General features: G+C 67.2%; 12 protein-coding genes. 4 read left to right on the plus strand and 8 right to left on the minus strand.

Annotation, left to right across the window (positions count from 1 at the left end):
- Positions 1-232 precede the first annotated feature (232 nt).
- Positions 233-481 carry a WhiB family transcriptional regulator gene (locus AC1DHY_RS01055; RefSeq protein ID WP_003804966.1) on the plus strand — a complete coding sequence of 83 codons (249 nt, stop codon included), beginning with the start codon at positions 233-235 and terminating at the stop codon, positions 479-481.
- A 112-nt stretch (positions 482-593) separates the two neighbouring features.
- Here AC1DHY_RS01055 and AC1DHY_RS01060 read toward each other — a convergent pair whose 3' ends face one another.
- The 4 genes from AC1DHY_RS01060 to AC1DHY_RS01075 are packed head-to-tail and all read right to left on the minus strand — an operon-like array spanning position 594 to position 8,960.
- On the minus strand, positions 594-2,063 hold the full coding sequence (locus AC1DHY_RS01060) for a sensor histidine kinase (protein WP_476879783.1): 1,470 nt from the start codon (positions 2,061-2,063) through the stop codon (positions 594-596).
- A gap of 36 nt (positions 2,064-2,099) precedes the next feature.
- Positions 2,100-6,965: an NAD-glutamate dehydrogenase gene (locus tag AC1DHY_RS01065; RefSeq protein ID WP_476903037.1), complete on the minus strand. Its 4,866-nt coding sequence runs from the start codon at positions 6,963-6,965 to the stop codon at positions 2,100-2,102.
- Positions 6,966-7,023: 58 nt separating this feature from the next.
- Positions 7,024-8,319 (minus strand): CpaE/TadZ family protein, encoded by a 1,296-nt coding sequence (locus AC1DHY_RS01070; RefSeq protein WP_476903038.1) that lies wholly within the window; start codon positions 8,317-8,319, stop codon positions 7,024-7,026.
- Positions 8,319-8,960 carry a CpaB family protein gene (locus AC1DHY_RS01075; RefSeq protein WP_476903039.1) on the minus strand — a complete coding sequence of 214 codons (642 nt, stop codon included), beginning with the start codon at positions 8,958-8,960 and terminating at the stop codon, positions 8,319-8,321. The genes AC1DHY_RS01070 and AC1DHY_RS01075 overlap by 1 nt, the downstream gene beginning before the upstream one ends.
- A gap of 149 nt (positions 8,961-9,109) precedes the next feature.
- On the opposite strand from AC1DHY_RS01075, the gene AC1DHY_RS01080 reads away from it, so the two are divergent.
- Entirely contained in the window at positions 9,110-9,325 is a 216-nt protein-coding gene (locus tag AC1DHY_RS01080) for a helix-turn-helix domain-containing protein (protein WP_441402321.1), read from the plus strand.
- A 32-nt stretch (positions 9,326-9,357) separates the two neighbouring features.
- On the opposite strand, the gene AC1DHY_RS01085 is transcribed toward AC1DHY_RS01080, so the two are convergent.
- Positions 9,358-9,924, minus strand: a complete 567-nt coding sequence (locus AC1DHY_RS01085) for a hypothetical protein (RefSeq protein ID WP_476880479.1) — start codon at positions 9,922-9,924, stop codon at positions 9,358-9,360.
- Between the two features lie 184 nt (positions 9,925-10,108).
- Between AC1DHY_RS01085 and AC1DHY_RS01090 the strand changes: the two genes are divergently transcribed.
- A complete protein-coding gene (locus tag AC1DHY_RS01090; RefSeq protein ID WP_476880478.1) occupies positions 10,109-10,888 on the plus strand; it encodes a LysM peptidoglycan-binding domain-containing protein in 780 nt (259 codons plus the stop codon).
- Between the two features lie 56 nt (positions 10,889-10,944).
- Positions 10,945-11,454, plus strand: coding sequence for an Rv3235 family protein (locus AC1DHY_RS01095; protein ID WP_476880477.1), 510 nt, complete (start codon positions 10,945-10,947; stop codon positions 11,452-11,454).
- Positions 11,455-11,564: 110 nt separating this feature from the next.
- Here AC1DHY_RS01095 and secA read toward each other — a convergent pair whose 3' ends face one another.
- From secA to hpf, 3 genes are all read right to left on the minus strand, one after another.
- Positions 11,565-14,303 (minus strand): preprotein translocase subunit SecA, encoded by a 2,739-nt coding sequence (gene secA / locus AC1DHY_RS01100; RefSeq protein WP_476903040.1) that lies wholly within the window; start codon positions 14,301-14,303, stop codon positions 11,565-11,567.
- Between the two features lie 84 nt (positions 14,304-14,387).
- The gene (locus AC1DHY_RS01105; RefSeq protein ID WP_476903041.1) at positions 14,388-15,620 is read right to left on the minus strand and encodes a winged helix-turn-helix domain-containing protein; all 1,233 of its coding nucleotides are present in this window, start codon (positions 15,618-15,620) and stop codon (positions 14,388-14,390) included.
- 29 nt (positions 15,621-15,649) lie between these two features.
- Positions 15,650-16,369, minus strand: coding sequence for a ribosome hibernation-promoting factor, HPF/YfiA family (hpf, locus tag AC1DHY_RS01110; RefSeq protein WP_476903042.1), 720 nt, complete (start codon positions 16,367-16,369; stop codon positions 15,650-15,652).
- Positions 16,370-16,509: the final 140 nt, after the last annotated feature.

Raw genomic sequence — 16,509 nt, forward strand, 5'->3', positions numbered from 1 at the left:
CACTACCGGACATAGTCGAACAGAATTGGGGGTTCCGCCAGCCAATGTGACGCATCGCTCACGATTTGGCGGGATTCGTACGGCAAATACCCCTTGTTTACACAGCGTTAACATGACACGCTTAATCCAGATGACCGAGGGGGCCCACAGGCCCCTTTTCTTATGAAGCCTCTAGTGAATAATTTCACAAACGGCATTTAACGAATTCCCAGGAATGGAGTTACTGATCAGCATGGATTGGCGTAACCGCGCAGCGTGCCTTGACAAGGACCCGGAACTTTTCTTCCCCGTCGGAAACACCGGCCCTGCCCTCCTGCAGATCGAAGAAGCCAAAAGCGTCTGCCGGCGCTGTCCTGTGGTGGACACCTGCCTGCAGTGGGCTCTTGAATCCGGCCAGGATGCCGGCGTCTGGGGTGGCATGAGCGAGGACGAGCGCCGCGCCCTCAAGCGCCGCGCAGCGCGTGCCCGCCGCGCCTCCTGATTCTCCGCCTTCGGGCAACAGATGATGGCCTCGGACCAACTGGTCCGGGGCCATCATCTTTTAAGCGGCCCTGAACTGAGGCCGCGGCGGAACGCCCAAGGGGCGTGCCGGCTCAGCGTGAGGCGAGGCTCAGGACCACCTGGACGGCGGTGCCGCCGCCTTCGCGGGGCTTCCAGGCAATGCTGCCGCCCAGTTCGCTCGTGACCAGGGTGCGGACGATTTGCAGCCCCAGGCCCTCGGTGTAGGACCCGGCGGGGAGCCCGACGCCGTCGTCCGCCACCGTGACGGTCAGCAACTCGTCCCCGTCCTCGCTTTCCGAACGGTCGGCCAGCAGCCAGACCGTCCCGGCCCTGCCTTCCAGGCCGTGCTCGACGGCGTTGGTCACGAGTTCGTTGATAACCAGTGCCAGCGGCGTCGCGAAGTCACTCGGCAGTTCGCCAAACAGCCCGGAGCGCTGGGTCTTGACCTGCTGGGAGGGCGAGGCGACCTCGGCGGACAGCCGGAACTGGCGTCCGATCAGCTCGTCGAAGTCGACGCTCTGGGTCAGGCCCTGCGACAGCGTTTCATGGACCAGGGCGATCGTCGCGACCCGGCGCATTGCCTGCTCGAGTCCCTGCTTCGCCTCGTCGCTGACCATCCGGCGGGACTGCATGCGCAGCAGTGCCGCCACGGTCTGCAGATTGTTCTTCACGCGGTGGTGGATCTCGCGGATGGTGGCGTCCTTCGTCACCAGTTCCATCTCGCGCCGGCGCAGTTCGGAGACGTCCCGGCAGAGCACCAGCGCACCGAAGCGCTGCTGCTCATCGCGCAGCGGGATGGCACGGAGCGAGAGGCTCACGCCGCGGCTCTCTATTTCACTGCGCCACGGCATCCGCCCGGTGACCACCAGCGGCAGGGTCTCATCCACCATCCGCCGGTCCCGCAGCAGCCCGGCCGTGACCTCGGCCAGCGAACGGCCCTCCAGTGATTCGCCGTCGCCGAGCCGGCGGAAAGCGGAGACCCCGTTGGGGCTCGCGTACTGCACGATCCCCTCGGCGTCGAGCCGGATCAGGCCGTCGCCGACGCGGGGGGCGCCCCGGCGCGACCCGGTGGGCGAGGCAAAGTCCGGCCAGAGCCCCAGGGTGCCCATCCGCAGCAGGTCGTAGGCGCATTGGCGGTAGGTCAGTTCCAGCCGCGAAGGCATCCTGGAGCTGGAGAGATCCATGTGCGAGGTGACGACGGCGAGCGTACGGCCGTTGCGGACCATGGGCACCGCCTCCACCCGCATCGCCATGTCACTGCTCCAGTTGGTTTCGTTGGAGCGTTCAATGGTGCGGCTTTCCCAGGCCTTGTCGACAAGTCGCTTCAGGTCCGAGCGGATCCCCTCCCCCACGAAGTCGGCGTGGAACACCGTGTGCGTGGTGGAGGGGCGGACGTGGGCGAGTGCCACATAGCCCAGTTCGGGGTGCGGGAACCACAAGGCGAGGTCGGCGAAGGCAAGGTCCGCGACCATCTGCCAGTCCCCCACGAGCAAGTGCAGCCACTCGGCATCCCCCGGCCCGAAATCAGCATGCTCCCTGATAGGGTCCGTAAAGATTGCCACAGCACCTCCATTTGCGACGCGGGGGGCCGGCAGCCCCTAGCGTCGGACGATTGACCTCAAGAGCCTCAATGCTACCGAGAGTGAGGCCATGTCATCGGCTTCGAGCGCGTTGACCTCGTCAAACATGCTCTTGGCCCGCCCCAGCTGCTCCACGTTCTGGCCCTCCCAGGCCACAAGCCGCTCCTCCGCGGGCATATCCGCCGGCGTGGCCTCGAGGACCGCCGTCGTCATGTCCGAGATGGTGGAGTAGAGGTCATCACGCAGGGCCGCACGGGCCAGGGCCTGCCAGCGGTCCTTCCGGGGCAGCTTGGTGATGCGCTCCAGCAGGGAATCGGCGTGGAACCGGTTGAAGACCGTGTAGTAGACGTGCGCGATGTTCTCCACCGGCTCCGGGCTGACGTGGACGATCTTGGCGATGTCCAGCAGGACGAAGCTCTCGAACAGCTCGGCCCAGCGGTGCGCCAGGTCCTCGGGCAGCTCCCAGCTCCGTGCCTTCTCGAGCCACTGCGCCACCCGCTCGCGGTCATCCCCGCGCAGGTAGTCCAGCAGCCGTGCCCGCATCGGATCCATCAGCGGCTTGAACTCGGCCACAATCTCAGCGATCGGCCGTGCCGCGTTGCCCTGGCTCAGGACCCAGCGGACCGCACGGTCCAGGAGCCTGCGGATGTCCAGGTGGACGGTGCTCCAGTGTTCGGTCGGGAACGATGCCGGCAGCTCGTTGAGCTCGGCCACCATAATGTCCAGTTCGTAGACCTCGCGGAGGGCAACGAACGCCTTCGCGACGGCGGCCTCGGTGGCCGAGGTCTCCTCCATGGCCCGGAACGCGAACGTAATGCCGCCCATGTTGATCATGTCGTTCGCGACAACCGTCGCGATGATCTCCCGGCGCAGCGGGTGCGTGTCCAGTTCGGCGTCGAAGCGTTCCCGGAGCTGCTTCGGGAAGTACGCGCGCAGCGTGTCCCGGAACCACGGATCGGTCGCGAGGTCGCTGTCCCGCAGCGCCGTCGCGAGTTCGATCTTGGCGTAGGCGGCCAGCACCGAAAGTTCCGGCGAGGTCAGCCCCTGGCCCTGTTCCAGCCGCTCGCGCAGCGTGTCGGTGGTGGGCAGCGCCTCCAGTTCACGCTTGAGGTCGGCGGATTTCTCCAGCCAGTCCATCAGGCGCTCGTAGCTGGGGCTCCATTCGGCAACCCGCATGCGGTCGTTGAGCAGCAGGATGTTCTGGTCGATGTTGTCCTCGAGGACCAGGCGCCCCACCTCGTCGGTCATCGAGGACAGGAACTCGGCGCGTTCGGCCGAGGCAAGCTTGCCGGCGGCCACCATCCGGTCCACGAAGATCTTGATGTTGACCTCGTGGTCGGAGCAGTCAACGCCCGCGGAGTTGTCGATGGCGTCCGTGTTGAGGATGACGCCCTGCAGCGCGGCTTCGATCCGGCCCCGCTGGGTCATACCCAGGTTGCCGCCTTCGCCCACAACCTTGACCCGCAGTTCGCGGCCGTCCACGCGGATGGCGTCGTTGGCCTTGTCGCCAACTTCGGCGTTGGTCTCGGTGGAGGCCTTGACGTAGGTGCCGATGCCGCCGTTGTAGAGCAGGTCGGCGGGTGCCAGCAGGATCGCGCGGAGCAGCTCCGGCGGGCTCAGCCGGGTGGTGCCCTCAGGCAGCCCCAGGGCAGTCCGCACCTGCGCGGAGACCGGGATGGATTTGGCCTGGCGGGCAAAGACGCCGCCGCCTTCGCTGATCAGGGACTTGTCGTAGTCGTCCCAGGAGGAACGGGGCAGGTCGAAGAGCCGCTGCCGTTCCGTGAAGGAGGCTGCCTCGTCCGGGTTCGGGTCGAGGAAGATGTGCCGGTGGTCGAACGCGGCGAGCAACCGGATGTGCTTGGAGAGCAGCATGCCGTTGCCGAAAACGTCGCCGGACATATCGCCGACGCCGACGACGGTGAACGGCTCGGTCTGCGTGTCCAGGTCCAGTTCGCTGAAGTGGCGCTTGACCGACTCCCACGCGCCGCGGGCGGTGATGCCCATGGCTTTGTGGTCGTAGCCGACGGAGCCGCCGGAGGCGAACGCGTCGCCCAGCCAGAAACCGTATTCGGCGGCGAGGCCGTTGGCGATGTCGGAGAACGATGCCGTCCCCTTGTCCGCCGCGACCACAAGGTAGGAGTCGTCGTCGTCGTGCCGGACGACGTCGGACGGCGGCACCAGGGTTTCACCTTCCGGGCTGGTGACCAGGTTGTCGGTGATGTCCAGCAGGCCGCGGATAAAGGTCTTGTAGCTTTCAATGCCCTCGGCCATCCAGGCGCCGCGGTCTGCCGCGGGATCCGGAAGCTGCTTGGCGAAGAATCCGCCCTTGGCGCCGGTCGGGACGATGACGGCGTTCTTGACGGTCTGCGCCTTGACCAGGCCTAGGATCTCGGTGCGGAAGTCCTCGCGCCGGTCAGACCAGCGGAGACCACCGCGGGCCACCTTGCCGAAGCGCAGGTGCACACCCTCGACGCGGGGCGAGTAGACCCAGATCTCGAACATCGGCCGCGGGAACGGCAGGCCCTCGATGCCGGAGGGATCCAGCTTGAAGCTGACGTGCGTTTTGTTCTGGTAGAAGTTGGTCCGGAGCGTGGCCTGGATCAGGTTCTTGAACGTCCGCAGGACGCGGTCGGCGTCGAGTGTGGCCACCTGTTCGATCGCGGTGTCCAGTGCGGCGCGGACCTCTGCCTGGCGCTCTTCGCGGGCACCGGGTGCCACCGCCGGGTCGAAGCGGGCGGCGAACAGTGCGTTCAGCCCGCGGGTGACCTCCGGGTTGGCCAGCAGGGTGTCGGCCATGAACTCGAAGGAGTTGGTGTTGCCCATCTGCCGCATGTACTTGGCGTAGGCGCGCAGCACAATGACCTGCCGCGAGTGCATGCCTTCGCGGAGCACCAGCCGGTCGAAGCTGTCCGACTCCACGGCGCCGGAGACAGCGGCGCCGAAGGATTCTCCGAGCAGCGCTCCGGTACCCACCGGGTCCACCCCGGCCGGGTACTTGAGGCCAAGGTCGTAGAGGAAGAAGTCGCGGTGGTCGGACGTTTCGATTTCGAAGGGCCGCTCGTCCAGGACCTCAAGGCCCAAGTTGTGGAAGTACGGCAGGATCTGGCTCAGGCTCTTGGGCTCGAGCATGTAGAGCTTGACCCGGGCATCCTCCTCGAGGGTGGCGCCGGCGCCGTCGGGCAGGTAAACGTGCACGCCGGGCTGTTCGCCGGCCGCCTCCCCGGCGCGTTCGGCTGCGGCGCCGTACTTCTCGAAACGGGCGATGTCTTCGAGGGCGTCTTCAACCTCGTAATCCACGCGGTAGCTGGCCGGGAATGCCTCGGCCCACACGGCGGCGAGTTCCTTCGCCCCGTTCTCCCCGTCGGCGCCGGCGCGGGCGCGCAGGACTTCGCCGATGCCTTCACTCCAGGACCGGGCCGCGCGGACCAGGCGCTTCTCCAGCTCGTCGCTGTTCACGTGGCTGACGTCGGCGTCCTTGGGCAGGCGGATCCGGAAGAACAGCCGGGCGAGGGCGGATTCCGTCATCCGCGCTTCGTAGTCGATGGAGACGGCGTCGAAGGTCTCGCGGAGTTCCTTCTCGATGCGCAGCCGGACATTGGTGGTGTACCGGTCGCGGGGCAGGTACACCAGCGCGGACATAAACCGTCCGTAGATGTCGGGCCGGAGGAACAGCCGGGTCCGGCGGCGTTCCTGCAGCCGCTGGATCCCGGTGGTGATCGCTGCGAGGTCGGGGACCTCGATCTGGAAAAGCTCATCGCGCGGGTAGGTCTCGAGGATGCCGAGCAGGTCCTTGCCGGAGTGTGAGTCCGGCGGGAACCCGGCATCGCGCAGTACGGCGTCGACCTTTTCGCGGACCACCGGGATGTCCCGCACGGAACCGGCGTACGCCGTGGTGGCGAACAGGCCGATGAAGCGCCGTTCGGCGTTGACGTTGCCCGCAGCGTCGAAGCTCTTCACGCCGATGTAGTCCAGGTACGCCGAGCGGTGCACCGTGGAGCGGGAGTTGGCCTTGGTGATGACCAGTGCGCTCTTCTCGCGGGCCTTCTTGCGGCCGGTTTCGGTGAGGTGCTGGATCTGGTGGCGGGTGTCGGCGCCGTCGCGGAGCAGGCCCAGGCCGCTGTCCTCGCGCAGTTCCAGCACGTCTTCGCCGGACTCGGTGGTCAGGTCGTACTCGCGGTAGCCGAGGAACGTGAAGTTGCCGTCGTCCAGCCAGCGGAGCAGCTCCTGGGCTTCCCGGAGCTCGGCGATCTGGGCCGGGTTGGCGACCTTGTCGAGGTCATCGGCGATGGCGTGGGCGCGGTTGCGCATCTTCGGCCAGTCCTCGACGGCGGCACGGACATCGCCCAGGACCCGGGACAGCCCCTCGATGAGCTGCTCGCGCTTGGCGTCATCAACCCGCGCGATTTCCACGGCGATCCAGGATTCCATGTGCGAGGCGTTGTCGCCCTGCGCAATGAGGTGGGACAGGTTGGGCATCGCGGCCGTGTCACCGCTGGAGATGCCCAGGTGGGAGGGGACCCGCGAAACCTTGACCAGCCGGCCGGTTTCGCGGTTGCGCGAAACGACGAAGAGGGGGTGGATCACCAAGTGGATCGGGGACTTCTGCCGGACCAGTTCGGCATTGACCGAGTCCACCAGGAAGGGCATGTCGTCCGTGACGATGTAGATGACGCTGGACTCGGCCTCGTCCGCGATCACAATGTTGGCCACGCCCGGCTGCCGGACGGCGGCTGCCTCCAGATGGGCCTGGGACCTCGCGGTCAGGACGTCGGTGCCGTAAGCGCTGGCGTCCTCCTCGGCGAGGTGCTCGTAGTAGTCCCCGAAGTACCCTTCACCGGCACCAATCGAAACGGGTTGATCCTCCACGCTGGACCCAGACGACATCGACAAACGCCTCCATCAAAAAGTTCATGGCCGCACCGTTGCAGCCCTCATGGCGAGCCTAGTCTCTTAGCCGGGCCTTTGCTGTGGAAGAAAGAACAGAGGATTTTCGATTTCGCTGGACAGGTGCACAAACCATATTTCGGATGGCCTGACGAAGGGCCGATTCGGGGGCGCTTTCGAGCAGCAGGGACCCGGCCAGCAGGGCCGAGTCGCAGGCGGCCGGATCGGCCGGAAGGAAGGCCGAGACGGGGTCCGCTGGGCCGTACCGTGCCCATGCGTCGCGCAGCTGGCGTTCCGGTGAGCGTCCGACGGCGGCCGCCCGCACCTTGTTCAGGGCCACGCGCGGGGTGGCCTGCGGGACCGCTGCGGCGAGCTCGGCCAGGCCGCGCACCAGCCGCGGCACGCCGACCGGATCGGCCGCGCCGACCGCATAGACCGTGTCCGCCATTTCAAGGCTGCACAGCGTCGCGGCGTTCCGGCGCGGGGCCATCGAATCGAAGCCAAGATCCTCGTCGGCTTCGAGGCAAAACCCGGCGTCGATCACGGTCACGTCGGCAATTTCGCGGGCGCGGCCGTAGACCAGGGCTAGCGCCGCCGGACGCAGTTCGGTCCAGCGATCGGCCCGGGTGATGCCGGTGAGGACCCGGAAGGCTCCGGCGCGGGTGGTGACCGGGAAAGCGATCCGGAGCAGCGCGGCGCCGTCGAGCAGTCCCTGGTCGGCCAGCCGGCACGCCTGGGCGAGTCCGGCGGCCTCATCCAGCAGCCCGAGGAACGCAGCGACGCTGGCGCCGTAACTGTCGGCATCGACCAGCAGGACCGACTTTCCCTCCGCCGCCAGCTCGCCGGCGATATTGGCCGCCACCGTGGTCCGCCCGGGCGATCCGGCCGGGCCCCAGACCGCGATGATCCGTCCCGTTCCCAGTCCGCCGGCGTTGGCTGCACCCTCGGCCGCGAGCGGCGGGACGGCGTCGGCCGCGGCACCCGGGGTGGTCACCGGCCGGTCCCCGGCGAGCCGCGCCACCGCGGCCGCAATGAGGTCAGCAAGCTCGGCGGCCGCCACTGCCGGGTCTTCGGCGCTCACGCCAATTCCCCGGAGCCTGGCGGATTCGTCGGGCTGGTCGGTCAACGCCACCACGGCGACGCCCACGGCGGCGAGCCGGTCCACCAGCGAGGCGGTCAGCTCGCCGCTGCCTTCGGCCACAACGGCGGCCCTGGCGAGGCCGGTCTGGCATGCGGCCAGCAGCTCGGCAAGTTCACCGCAGCGACGAACCACAGTCACCGGGCCGTGCAGCCGTTCCAGGCCGCCCACCAGGTCATCACGGGTCTGGCCCACCGTCACCACCGGGATCCCCATCAGCGGGCACCACCGGGGTTCCAGACGACGGAAATTTTCGCCTTGTTCGCCTGCGCTCCGAGAAGCTTCGGCATTTGTGCGTCCGGGACCAGCACCATCACGACGGTGGACCGCTGTGATCCGAGGGCGCTGCTTCCCGGGGTGAGCTGGGCAATTTCGGCCCCCGCGAGGAGCAGGACAGGTTCGCTGAAGCCGTTCCGGGCGTCCGGCAGGGCCACCCAGACATCGACGCGCGAGCCTGCGACGGCCTGCGGCGGGAGGGCCTCATCAATGGTGACGGCGACGGGTTTACGGTCCAGCGCGTCCACCCTGCCGAAGCTTTCCCGCGGGAGCAGCTGGTCCTTGCCGATGCGCTGGACCGCCACCAGGCCCTCCGGCAACCCCGATTCCGGGGTGAAATAGAGCTGTTCGACGTCGCCCAGCCTGACCTTGACCCGGTGGAGTTTGTCGGCCGTCAGGTTCTCCCCGACGGCGATCGGCTCGCTGGCGGCAAAGGTCTCCGTGGTCTGGTCCGCGGCGGCCACAAGCGATACGACGCCGACGACGGAGGCCAGAACCAGCAGGATGCCCACAAGAAGCCGAGGGTCCTTCCAGGATGGCTTCTTCAGCCGGGCACCGCTTGCCTCCGGGCTCACACTCATGCGTCCAGTCCCCCCTCGTCGCAGCCCGGGCGCGGTGCCGGACACCCCCATTGTCACGAATTGGCGGTCGCTCGGGAAGATGTCGAAGCAAACTGCGGCACTATGTGGATAACGGCCCCAAACGCGGCTAACAGTGGCAAAATGGTGCCATGCCCCGATTCCTGACCCTGGCGGACGTAGCCGAGCAGTTGCAGATTAACTCCCCCGCTGCCTACGCGCTGGTACGGAGTGGTCAGCTCAAAGCCATTCAGGTGGGGGGACGCGGCCAGTGGCGGGTCGAGGAGACCATGCTGGAGCAGTACATCCAGGAACGGTACGCCGAAGCCAGCCGCATGATCGACGAGGCCAAGGCCAAGGGCCGCTGAACCGCTCGCCCGGCTAGGCCCCCGCAACCCGGCTACGCCACACGGGCGGACCTCAACCCTGCCAGGGCCCCGAACGGAATGGTCACCACGGCGCTGACATTTCCGGACCGTCGCTCCTCCCCTGGTCCTGTGACCGCTAAGTCCAGGAAGTCGCGGCCGACCCTGTCGATGAGCCCGTGCAGCACGGATTCGTCCGCGGCCCCGCGGGACACCATCACGGCCAGGGACGCACGGTCCCGGGCCAGGCCCCGGAGGGCACTGGCCAGTCCGAGCCGTTGCCGCACGATCGATCCCGCTCCGACGGCCAGCCGGGAGAGGCCGGCGTAGTGCGCGGCGGAGGCGTAGGGAATCAGCAGCTGGTGCCGTTCCTCGTCCAGGACCAGCCATTCCGAGCCTGCGTGGCTCAGGATGCCCTCGTGGATCCTGCCGGACCCCAGGTGGACGCCGATCCTGGTCCCTAGGGACCCCCTCAGCCGGTCCGCCAGTTCGATGTTTGCGGCCTCCACCCGCGCCCGTTCACCGATTTCGACGTCGAGGTCGGCGCGCTCGGCGGCCGCCAGTTGTGCTTCCAGGTCTGCAAACAGGGCGTCCCAACGCATGGCGCCAGCGTAGGCGGGGCCCCGATTCCGGTCAATCCACAGGATCCCTGAAACTCTGGACAAAACAGTTCCAATGGGAGCAGACTCAGTCTAAAGCCATCAAAAAGCATCAAACAGCATCAAACGTCGCATGCTTGCCGTTGGTGAGAGTGCATCCGCGAGCAACCACCCAAAGGAGGCGGTTATGAAGAGCAGTGAGTTGTCAGTCATCGGCCGGCAGCACAGGCTCGGAGCCGATGCCCTCATGGCGGTTGCCATTCTGGGACTGGGCGCTTTCCTTGCCTGGTCCGGCGCCGGGCTGGGCCGCCGGTTGCAGGCCTCGGCCGCGCGGGGCCAGTCGTTGTCCTTCGAGGACCACCTCGGAGTCGCGGCGAACACCACAGGCCTGATCATCGTCGTTTGGTGGGCCCTCACGTTCGCCATCGCGATGGTGGCCGCGTTGCTGGAGCGCCAGGGCAGCTCCGGAGCCGCGGCTGTGGCCGGAAAATTCAGCCCGGCCTTTATGCGCCGACTCGCCCTCGCCGCCGTCGGCCTCCAGCTGGTTACAGCCCCGCTGGCCCATGCCGGCACGGGCCCGGCCGCCCCGGAAGTTGCACCGCCGCCCGCAATCTCCGCCGCCTGGCTCCCCACAGGGGAAGTCCCGTCACCACCGCCGACTGTCCCGGGTACGGTCCCTCCCGCGCTTGGCCTCGATCCGCACTGGACCCCGGCGCCGCCAGCCGTGGATCCCGGCCCGCTGGCACCTCGCCAGTTCCGCTCCCCGGCGGAAAGCCAAGCCAGCATCACAGTCCGGGCAGGCGACTCCCTGTGGAGCATCTGCGCAGCGGAGCTGGGGCCCCTCGCGTCCGACCTCGACATCGCCCTGGCGTGGCCGCGGCTCTACCAGGCCAACCGCGCCGTCATCGGCACCGATCCGGGACTGCTGCTGCCCGGGCAGGTCCTCCGCCTGCCCGTTACTCCCTGACCGCGTCGCCTGACCTGATCAACCACCAGCTGACACCAACCAGTAAAGGAAGACCCATGAGCTCCACTGCCGCCCTCCGCGCAGGCTCCGTCATCCAACTTCCGACGGCGCCGCGGCCCAGTCAGGCGCGGCCTCCTGCAGCCCAGCCTTCCGGACCCCTGCCTCCCGGGCCGCGGAACACCGCTGACGGCCGGCCCCCTGCCCTGCGGGTGGTCGATGAGGACCGTGACGTGTGCGCGTTCTGCCGGTCTACCGTGCAGGCTGCCGTGGAGGTCCTCGCCGGCACGCGTCCCGCGCAGCAGCTCTCCCGCCGGCTGGACGAACGCTGCATGGCGGCCCTGCAACACCGGGCTGCGCTGACCCGCCGTGTGGCCTCCGGCCCCTCCCCCACGGCCGGTCGGCTGCACCGGAATCCGTGCGTGCGCTCCGTGCGAGCCTGCCGGGTGTCGGAGGACGTCTACGAGGCAAGCGCCGTGGTCTCGGACGAGCTTCGTGTCCGGGCCGTCGCCCTCCGGCTCGAACGCAGCAGGCTCGTGTGGCGGGTGACCGTGCTTGAGATCGGGTGACGTTGCGCCGGAACCCGGGAAAGGAGGAGGCAACAAAAAGCGGGGCCGGAACAGTTCGTTCCGGCCCCGCTTCGGCGCTCAGGAAAAGTCCCGGCGGCTGCTAGCGGTTCCTAGCGGCGCTTCTTTTTGTTGGCGCGGCGCGGCGGCTCCTGCGCTGCGGCCTTCGCCGGGTTGCCGGAGCGGCCCGAAGACTTGGCCTCGACCCGGGTCTGCGCTGCGCCGTCCTCGCCCGGCGCCGTGTACTGCAGCGTGGCGGGCTTCTCCGGCGCTTCCAGTCCGGCGGCATGGATCTGCGGTTCGACGTGCTCGGCGTGCTGGCCCGCGGCGTCGTCCACCACAACGTCCTGCGCCGGGGTCACCTCGACCTCCAGGTTGAACAGGAAGCCCACGCTTTCCTCGCGGATCGCTTCCATCATCGCCTGGAACATGGTGAAGCCTTCACGCTGGTACTCGACCAGGGGATCGCGCTGGGCCATGGCCCGCAGGCCAATACCTTCCTTGAGATAGTCCATCTCGTAGAGGTGTTCCTGCCACTTGCGGCCGATCACGGACAGGACCACACGGCGCTCGAGTTCGCGCATGCTCTCGGAGCCGATCATCTCTTCACGGGCCTGGTAGACCAGGCGGGCGTCGGAGAGGATCTCTTCCTTCAGGAACTCCACGGTAATCCGCGATTTCCCGCCGGCTTCATCGATCACGTCGCGGGGCGAGAAGCTGACCGGGTAGAGCGTCTTCAGGTTCGTCCACAGCAGGTTGAAGTCCCAGTCGTCGCCGGTGCCCTCGGCCGTGGCCTCGTCGATGAAGGCGGTGATTGTGTCTTCGAGGAAGTACTGGACCTTCTCGTGCAGGTCGTCGCCTTCGAGGATCCGGCGGCGGTCCCCGTAGATTGCCTCGCGCTGGCGGTTCAGGACGTCGTCGTACTTCAGGACGTTCTTGCGCTGTTCGGCGTTGCGTCCCTCCACCTGGCCCTGGGCCGAGGCGATAGCCCGGGAAACCAGCTTGGATTCAAGGGCGACGTCGTCGGGCACGGAGCTGCTCATCAGCCGCTCGGCGGCGCCGGAGTTGAACAGACGCATCAGGTCGTCCGTCAGCGACAGGTAGAAGCGGGATTCACCCGGGTCGCCCTGGCGGCCGGAGCGGCCGCGCAGCTGGTTGTCGATGCGGCGGGACTCGTGCCGCTCGGTGCCAAGGACGTAGAGGCCGCCGAGGTTGAGGACCTCCTCGTGCTCATCTTTAACGGCCTGCTTCGCCGCTTCGAGGGCGTCGGGCCACGCGGCCTCGTATTCCTCGGAGTTCTCCTCCGGGTCGAGCCCGCGCTTGGCGAGTTCAGCGACGGCGGTGAATTCGGCGTTGCCGCCCAGCATGATGTCGGTACCGCGGCCGGCCATGTTGGTCGCGACCGTCACGGCCCCCTTGCGGCCGGCCTGGGCCACGATCGAGGCTTCACGGGCGTGGTTCTTGGCGTTCAGGACCTCGTGGCGGACGCCTTCCTTGGCCAGCAGCCGGGACAGGTATTCGCTCTTCTCCACACTGGTGGTGCCCACGAGGACCGGCTGCCCGTTTTCGTGCCGTTCGGCGATGTCCTTGACGACGGCGTCGAACTTGACGGTCTCGTTCTTGTAGACCAGGTCGGCCTGGTCGATGCGCTGCATGTCCCGGTTGGTGGGGATCGCGACGACGCCGAGCTTGTAGGTGCTCATGAATTCGGCGGCTTCGGTTTCGGCGGTACCCGTCATGCCGGCCAGCTTGTCGTACATGCGGAAGTAGTTCTGCAGTGTGACCGTGGCGAGCGTCTGGTTCTCGGCCTTGATCTCGACGCCTTCTTTGGCCTCGATCGCCTGGTGCATGCCCTCGTTGTAGCGGCGGCCGGCCAGGATGCGGCCCGTGTGCTCGTCCACGATCAGGACTTCGCCGTCGAGGATGACATAGTCCTTGTCCCGCTTGAACAGTTCCTTGGCCTTGATGGCGTTGTTCAGGAAGCCGATGAGCGGCGTGTTGGCGGACTCGTAGAGGTTGTGGATGCCGAGGTAGTCCTCGACCTTCTCGATGCCGGCCTCGAGGACACCAACGGTGCGCTTCTTCTCGTCGACTTCGTAGTCCGTGTCGGGCTGAAGCCGCAGGACCACCTTGGCGAACTCGCTGTACCAGCGGTTCGTGTCGCCCTGGGCCGGGCCCGAAATGATGAGCGGGGTCCGGGCCTCGTCGATGAGGATGGAGTCCACTTCGTCGACGATGGCGAAGTTGTGGCCGCGCTGGACCAGCTCGGACTTGTCCCACGCCATGTTGTCGCGCAGGTAGTCGAAGCCGAATTCGTTGTTGGTGCCGTAGGTGATGTCCGAGGCGTACTGTTCACGGCGGACAGCCGGGTCCTGGTTGGACAGGATGCAGCCGCTGGTCAGGCCCAGGAACCGGTAAACGCGGCCCATCAGGTCCGACTGGTACTCGGCGAGGTAGTCGTTCACCGTGATGACGTGGACGCCCTTGCCGGCGAGGGCGTTAAGGTAGGCCGGCGCGGTCGCGACCAGGGTCTTACCTTCACCGGTCTTCATTTCGGCGATGTTGCCCAGGTGCAGGGCGGCGCCGCCCATCAGCTGGACATCGAAGTGGCGCATGCCGAGGGTGCGGGACGACGCTTCGCGGACAGCAGCGAAGGCCTCCGGCAGCAGGTCATCGAGCTTTTCGCCGTCGACGTGGCGGGCGCGGAGACGGTCCGTCTCTTCGCGCAGCTCTGCGTCGGTGAAGGTCTTGAAGGAGCTTTCCAGGGCATTGATGGAATCGGCATAGTTCCGCAATTGCCGCAGGGTTTTTTTGTCACCCGTACGGAGAAGTTTTTCGATAAGTGATGCCACGTGAAATTGCTCCCAGTCTCAAGCTGCCGAATTCCGGCGTGTTTAGTCTACGGGAGAGACGCAGGGCGGGACGCGCCTGTTCCCTCAGAGCGGATGCAGTCCGGCCACGGCCCGCCCGAGCGCCGGTGCCAGGTCCCCCACGGGGGCTACAACGACCCGGTCCAGCTCCAACCACTCTGCCATGAGCTGCAGTTCTTCGGCGAGTTCGACGGCGGTATCCGCCGGCGCGCCGGGCTCGGCGTGACTGGCCCGGGCAAGGAGGCTCCCTGCCGCGCGGTCAGCTTTGAGGTCCACGCGGGCAACGATTTCGTCCCGCAGCAGGAACGGCAGCACGTAGTACCCGTACCGCCGTTTTGCCTCCGGCGTGTAGATCTCGATCCTGTAGTGGAAGCCGAAGAGCTCCTCCAGCCGGCGGCGCTCAAAGACAAGGGAATCGAACGGGCTCAGCAGTGCCCGGCCGTTGGCGGCGCGGGGCAGCCCGGCGTCGGCGTGGCGGTAGAGGGGCCGGTTCCAGCCCGCCACCGTGACCGGTTCCAGGCGTCCGTCCTCCACGAGCTGCTCGACGGCAAGGGCGGCGTCACGCTGCGGGGTCCGGAAGTAGTCGGCGAAGCACCGGACGGTGCCGATCCCGTGGGCCTGCGCCGCGGCGTCGATAAGCCGGAGCATCGCTCCGGCCGCATCAGGTTCCGGGCCGGCGCCGGCCATGCCCTCGGTCGAGGGGGCCAGGATCCGGGAGGTCAGCGTATAGCGGCGTTCGAACGAGTCCGTCCGGGACGCTGCGGAGACCAGCCCTTCCTCGAACAGGTGCTCAAGGACCCTCTTGACGGCGTTCCAGTTCCAGCCCCAGTTGTCCTTGGGCCGTTCCTCGGTGTGACCCAGCCGGGCCGTGAGTTCCGCGGCCGTCAGGGGCCGGCCCGAGGCCAGGGCCGCCAGGACCCGCTGGGCCACCTCGCTGCGCAACTCCGGGTCCATGGCGTGCGCGCCGACCCATTTGCGGCGCTGCCACTGCACCAGGTCCTGGAAGTGCTCGGGGCGGATAAAGCTCGCTTCGTGGGCCCAGTACTCCATCATCCGGCGCGGGTGGGTGCCCGCCATCCGGTGCAGGATGGACCGGTCGTAGTTGCCGAGCCGGGAGAAAAACGGGAGGTAGTGGCTGCGGGAGAGCACGTTGACGGAATCAATCTGGACCAGGTGCAGGCGGGCAAAGGTCCGGCCCACCGCCCGTGCGCTCACGGGTGCGGTGGGCCGGACCTTGTCCAATCCCTGGGCTGCCAGTGCGATCCGCCGGGCCTGCTTGAGGCTCAGCGATGCGGGCACGTCATTCCCTTCGTCGAATGGTCACCAGCTCACGCGCTGGCCGGCTCATCCTCTGAACGATAGGCGATGATCTTCTCCTCCAGGGCCGCCGCGCCGGGCTCGCACGTCTGGTCCAGGCTGATCACACCGTACGTCCAGCCTTCACGGCGGTAAACGACCGACGGGGCCTTCGTCTCCTTATCCACGAACAGGTAGAAATCGTGGCCTACAAGTTCCATGTTGTCGACGGCGTCGTCGAGCGTAAGGGAGGAGGCGGGGAACACCTTGCGGCGAATCAGTACGGGCGAATCGCCGGCCGGGATGTCGTTCTCGACGTCGTACGGCGACTTCTCGGCCGCCGGCGACTGTGGTGCCCGGCTGGCTTCCTCGTAGATGGGCTCGCTGGTGCTGGCCGGCTCCAGGGTAGCCGTGGCCTCGGTGACCGACTTGGGCGTGTGCCGGCCGTGGTGGACCTTCTTGCGGTCCTTGGCCCGGCGCAGCCGCTCGAGAAGCTTGTTGTAGGCCAGGTCGAAAGCCGCAAACTTGTCCGCCGCGCTGGCCTCGGCACGGATCACGGGGCCGCGCCCCAGCACGGTCAGCTCAACAGTGAGCAGTTCTGCCGTCTGCCGGGCTTTGGTCTCCTTGGAAACCTTGGCGTCCACCCTCTGGACCTTGTCCCCCAGTGATGCGATCTTCGAGATCTTCTCGTCGGCGTATTCGCGGAACCGGTCCGAGACTGTCAAGTTGCGACCGCTGATCATGAACTCCATGGTGCCCTCCAAATGACTTCGGTGACACGACAGCGGCACTTCCGGGGGCTTGTCTGACGGACAGTCGAGCCCCTTTCCGAGCCGCTATCGACAGGTACATCTGTTCTTGGTACCCATGTTCGACGTTAGTTCATAGGCCC

The organism is Arthrobacter sp. 05L44 (assembly GCF_056397605.1).

Bases quoted from the DNA above. Each gene is read 5' to 3' on its own strand.
- AC1DHY_RS01070 (WP_476903038.1), bottom strand. From the start codon at position 8,319: ATGGGGATCCCGGTGGTGACGGTGGGCCAGACCCGTGATGACCTGGTG.
- AC1DHY_RS01090 (WP_476880478.1), top strand. From the start codon at position 10,109: ATGAAGAGCAGTGAGTTGTCAGTCATCGGCCGGCAGCACAGGCTCGGA.
- AC1DHY_RS01080 (WP_441402321.1), top strand. From the start codon at position 9,110: ATGCCCCGATTCCTGACCCTGGCGGACGTAGCCGAGCAGTTGCAGATT.
- hpf (WP_476903042.1), bottom strand. From the start codon at position 16,369: ATGGAGTTCATGATCAGCGGTCGCAACTTGACAGTCTCGGACCGGTTC.
- AC1DHY_RS01085 (WP_476880479.1), bottom strand. From the start codon at position 9,924: ATGCGTTGGGACGCCCTGTTTGCAGACCTGGAAGCACAACTGGCGGCC.
- AC1DHY_RS01065 (WP_476903037.1), bottom strand. From the start codon at position 6,965: ATGTCGTCTGGGTCCAGCGTGGAGGATCAACCCGTTTCGATTGGTGCC.
- AC1DHY_RS01055 (WP_003804966.1), top strand. From the start codon at position 233: ATGGATTGGCGTAACCGCGCAGCGTGCCTTGACAAGGACCCGGAACTT.
- AC1DHY_RS01075 (WP_476903039.1), bottom strand. From the start codon at position 8,960: ATGAGTGTGAGCCCGGAGGCAAGCGGTGCCCGGCTGAAGAAGCCATCC.
- AC1DHY_RS01095 (WP_476880477.1), top strand. From the start codon at position 10,945: ATGAGCTCCACTGCCGCCCTCCGCGCAGGCTCCGTCATCCAACTTCCG.